This is a genomic window from Streptomyces sp. NPDC057474 (assembly GCF_042802555.1).
Classification (GTDB): domain Bacteria; phylum Actinomycetota; class Actinomycetes; order Streptomycetales; family Streptomycetaceae; genus Streptomyces.
The window spans coordinates 1-3,492 of sequence record NZ_JBHVDX010000436.1; the positions used below are offsets into that span (position 1 = coordinate 1).

Here is a 3,492-nt window from a genome sequence, read left to right on the forward strand (position 1 = left end):
TGATCTCGGCGCGCCCGCCGTAGTTGACGCAGATAGTGAGTGTCAGTGCGGTTGCGGGTGCGGTGTTCTTCGCGCCTGAGAGCATGGACGAGGTCGTCGAGCAGCGGAGCCTGCGGAGGATCCGCCAGGACTTGAGGGTGGCGATGGCCTGTTCGACCAGGGCCCGGACCTTTGCTAATCCCGTTCGTCGTCCCGGCACACCTCGCGCCGGCCTCTCCCTCCCATGAACTGCCGTCCGACATGGGCGGCGGCGGTCAGTCATGGCCGCGATCAGTTGAGCAGGAAGGTTGCAGACTGGCTGCTCGACGGCACCCGGATGAGCCGGGCGGACGGACCTGCCGTTGCCCCGCGAGCAGGGCGCCGTAGTAGAACTGTGTGCCCAGCGAGCCGCCAGGCCAGTCACCGGCCTTTTTTGTTGAACCATCCGAGCGACTGGACGACGGACGCGCCGATAACGAGGATGCCGAGCGGAACGATCGTGAACCAGGTGGCATCGGCTTTCATGGCCGCGAGCAGGGCGATGGCGCCGAGGGCCAGCGCCAGGAGCACGAGCATGCCCAGAAGGACACGAATCTTGGAAACCAACGGAGGACTCTCCAATGTTCAGCCGGGCTCTATTGACCAGACAGCGTTCGCTACCCGTTGGACAGCTGGCGACGGTTGCCCAGTAGGGAGGCAGCAAGCTCCCCGGCGTGACACCACGGCTCCGTCAGGAAGCTCATGGGGCGAGTCTCCCAACGCTGCCTTCCCGAGGCGCCAGTAGAACTACGCAATCGAATACGTAAGTTCACCGGCCGGGCCGGGCCGGGGCGGGGCAGCGGCCAGCCGTACAGTGAGCCGTCGCCAATCTCACCTGTCGGATGGGCAGTTGGCCTGACGGACGGATGAAGCCCCTGGTAGATGGGTTTTCGACCAAGAGAACCGTCTCCACCAGAGGCTTCGTATGCTTGTCTACCCGTCCGGCGTCGACGTGTCCAGCTCTGCCCTGCGCTTCCTCACTGCCCACCTGAGGGAACACCGTCGTGTTCTCGGCACCCGATGGCGGCGCCTGAGCGCGGGTCGGCAGGCCCTGCTCACCCTCGTCCACCTCCGCAACGGCCAGCCGTATGCCCAGCTCGCGGCTGGTTTCGGGATCGGCACCACCACCGTCTACCGCTACGTCACCGAGGCCGTCGGGCTCCTGGCCGCCCTCGCCCCCACGCTCGCCGAAGCCATGCGGGCCGCGTCGATGAAGGCGTATCTGATCCTGGACGGGACGCTTCTGCCGATCGACCGGATCGCCGCCGACCGTCCCTTCTACTCGGGCAAACACAAGAAGCACGGCATGAACGTGCAGGTCATAGCCGACCCAAAGGGGCGTCTGCTGTGGGCTTCACCGGCCCTGGCCGGTGCCGTCTATGACGTCCGGGCGGCCCGCGAGCACGGCATCATCGACGCTCTCGCCGAGGCCGGCATCACCTGCTGGGCGGACAAGGGCTACCAGGGCGCAGGCGGCACGGTCCGCCTCCCGTACCGCGGCCGGCGGGATCGCCTCTCCGTCGGTCAGCAGGCCGTCAACCGACCCCACGCAAAGGTCCGGGCCCTGGTCGAACAGGCCATCTCGGCGCCGGAGCAGGGACAGTACGTTCTCCGGGTCCAGCCCGACCGGAGTCTTGATGATCTTCGAGGAGAATCCCGCCCGAGAGTCACTGAGGCACGGCATCACCAGCCTGTTCGCCGCCTTCAACATCGCCGACGGCACCGTCATATCGGCACTGCACCGCCGCCACCGGGCGATCGAGTCAAGAAGTTCCTGATCCGGATCGACAAGGCGGTGCCCGCCGGACTCGACGTGCACCTCGTCTGTGACAACTACGCCACCCACAACACCGCCGAGATCCGGACGTGGATCGGCAAACACCCCCGCTTCCACGTCCATTTCACCCCCACCGGCTCCTCCTGGATGAACCAGGTCGAGCGGTGGTTCGGCCTGCTGACCGACAAACTCATCCGCCGCGGCGTCCACAGGTCCGTGAAAGCCCTGGAGGACGACATCACTGCGTGGATCGACACCTGGAACGAGAACCCGCGGCCCTTCACCTGAACCAAGACAGCCGACGAGATCCTCAACTCCCTCGCCGACTACCTCACCAAGGTCGGAACCGACAAGCAGAAAACAGAGGAGAACTAACCCTCAGGATTTCTGCCGCAGCACACTAGAGATCTTCAACGGCTGAGGTTACGGCGGTTGGAAGTCGAGCCCGGTCTTGGCGGTGAGGCCCTCGATGAGGTGGGGTCGGTACTGCATCTGTTTGAGCCGGGTCTTCACCAGTGCGGTGAGCTCGTCGAGGCTGTGTTTGGTGAGGTTGGCCAGGGATCTCTTCAGGTGCGACCAGACGCCCTCGACCGGGTTGAACTCCGGCGCGTATGGCGGCAGCTGGTAGACGGTCAGCCATGGTCGCGCCGCGATCAGCCGTCGCATGGTGTGGCTGACGTGCGTGTTCAAATTGTCCCAGACCAGGACGATAGGGCCGCCGAGCTGCTGGTGTGCGGCATCGAGCAGGCGGGCGTAGTCGGTCTCGGTGAAGCCCTTGCGCCGGCCTTTGGCGGGGCCGCGGTCAAGGTGGATGCGGTAGATCAGCCGCGGCTGGCGGCCGGCCTTCGTGCAGATCAGTGCCGCCATCGAGACCCGCTTGGTGCCCGCGGCGGTGACCTTCACGACCGGGGTGCGGCCCCGGCGGCCCCAGGTTCGGCCCTTGGGCGGCCTCAGGCCCTGGCCTGCCTCGTCCTCGAAGCAGAGCCAGGCGCCCAGGTCCGCCGCCCTCTTTTTATGACGGGCCACTGCTCGTCCTTCCACGCGGCGATCCTCGGCTCGTCCCGCTCGGTGGCCTTGCGGCTCGGGACCTGCACGCTCCAGCCGATGCGGTGCAGCAGCAGGTCCAGCCGGCCAGGGTGTACTCGACCCCGAAACGGCGGCGCACGATCTCGCCGATGCGGGCCAGCGTCCAGCACTGGTCACTCCAGCCGGAGGCGGCAGGCCCGGCCTCCAACACCGCCTCCAGAGCTCGCAGTTGTCCGGCGCCGAGTTTGCAGCGGGCGCCGCCGGGACCTTTGGACACCAGCGCCTGGCGGCCGCCCGAGACCAGGGCCCGGCGCCAGCGGTTCGCCGACATACGGGTCACCCGGAACCGCCGGGCCACCTCCCGGTCACTGGCCCCCGCCTCGATCAAGTCAGCTGCCGCGAAACGGACTTGTTCACGCCGATCGCGCTCGTCGGCCGTCAGTCCTCCGCCATCGGGATACCTCACACTTCCGGCATAGCGCAGCCGACACCAACCGTCACGACCCCACGTAACCCGCACCGTTAAAGATCTCTAGCCGAGGTCTTCGCGATGACAAGGGCTTGTGCCTAACCTCGATCTTTCTTGACGGTCCGGCTCAAGCGTCGGGTGCGCGCCGCGTAAAACGTCGCAGGGGCTGGGGTGGGTGAGGGGCGATGGAGGGAGTGGCTGG

General features: G+C 66.7%; 3 protein-coding genes and 4 pseudogenes. 2 read left to right on the plus strand and 5 right to left on the minus strand.

Features of this window, described 5'->3' with window-relative positions:
• Positions 1-91: 91 nt before the first annotated feature.
• Both ACFU53_RS47320 and ACFU53_RS47325 read right to left on the minus strand, forming a co-directional pair.
• Positions 92-175, minus strand: a pseudogene (locus ACFU53_RS47320) (IS5/IS1182 family transposase); the annotation flags it as partial.
• Between the two features lie 224 nt (positions 176-399).
• Positions 400-555, minus strand: a complete 156-nt coding sequence (locus ACFU53_RS47325; RefSeq protein WP_005477440.1) for a hypothetical protein — start codon at positions 553-555, stop codon at positions 400-402.
• A 388-nt stretch (positions 556-943) separates the two neighbouring features.
• On the opposite strand from ACFU53_RS47325, the pseudogene ACFU53_RS47330 reads away from it, so the two are divergent.
• Positions 944-1,603, plus strand: a pseudogene (locus ACFU53_RS47330) (transposase family protein); the annotation flags it as partial.
• 85 nt (positions 1,604-1,688) lie between these two features.
• Positions 1,689-2,170: pseudogene (locus tag ACFU53_RS47335) on the plus strand (IS630 family transposase); the annotation flags it as partial.
• A gap of 48 nt (positions 2,171-2,218) precedes the next feature.
• On the opposite strand, the gene ACFU53_RS47340 reads toward ACFU53_RS47335, so the two are convergent.
• The 3 genes and pseudogenes from ACFU53_RS47340 to ACFU53_RS47350 form a co-directional block, all read right to left on the minus strand.
• Complete coding sequence (locus tag ACFU53_RS47340) at positions 2,219-2,836, minus strand: transposase (protein WP_384006655.1); 618 nt, start codon at positions 2,834-2,836, stop codon at positions 2,219-2,221.
• Positions 2,746-2,991, minus strand: coding sequence for a winged helix-turn-helix domain-containing protein (locus tag ACFU53_RS47345; RefSeq protein ID WP_384006658.1), 246 nt, complete (start codon positions 2,989-2,991; stop codon positions 2,746-2,748). Before ACFU53_RS47345 ends, ACFU53_RS47340 begins: the two co-directional genes overlap by 91 nt.
• 167 nt (positions 2,992-3,158) lie before the next feature.
• Positions 3,159-3,341, minus strand: a pseudogene (locus tag ACFU53_RS47350) (DNA-binding protein); the annotation flags it as partial.
• Between the last annotated feature and the right edge of the window lie 151 nt (positions 3,342-3,492).

Bases quoted from the DNA above. Each gene is read 5' to 3' on its own strand.
- ACFU53_RS47325 (WP_005477440.1), bottom strand. From the start codon at position 555: ATGCTCGTGCTCCTGGCGCTGGCCCTCGGCGCCATCGCCCTGCTCGCG.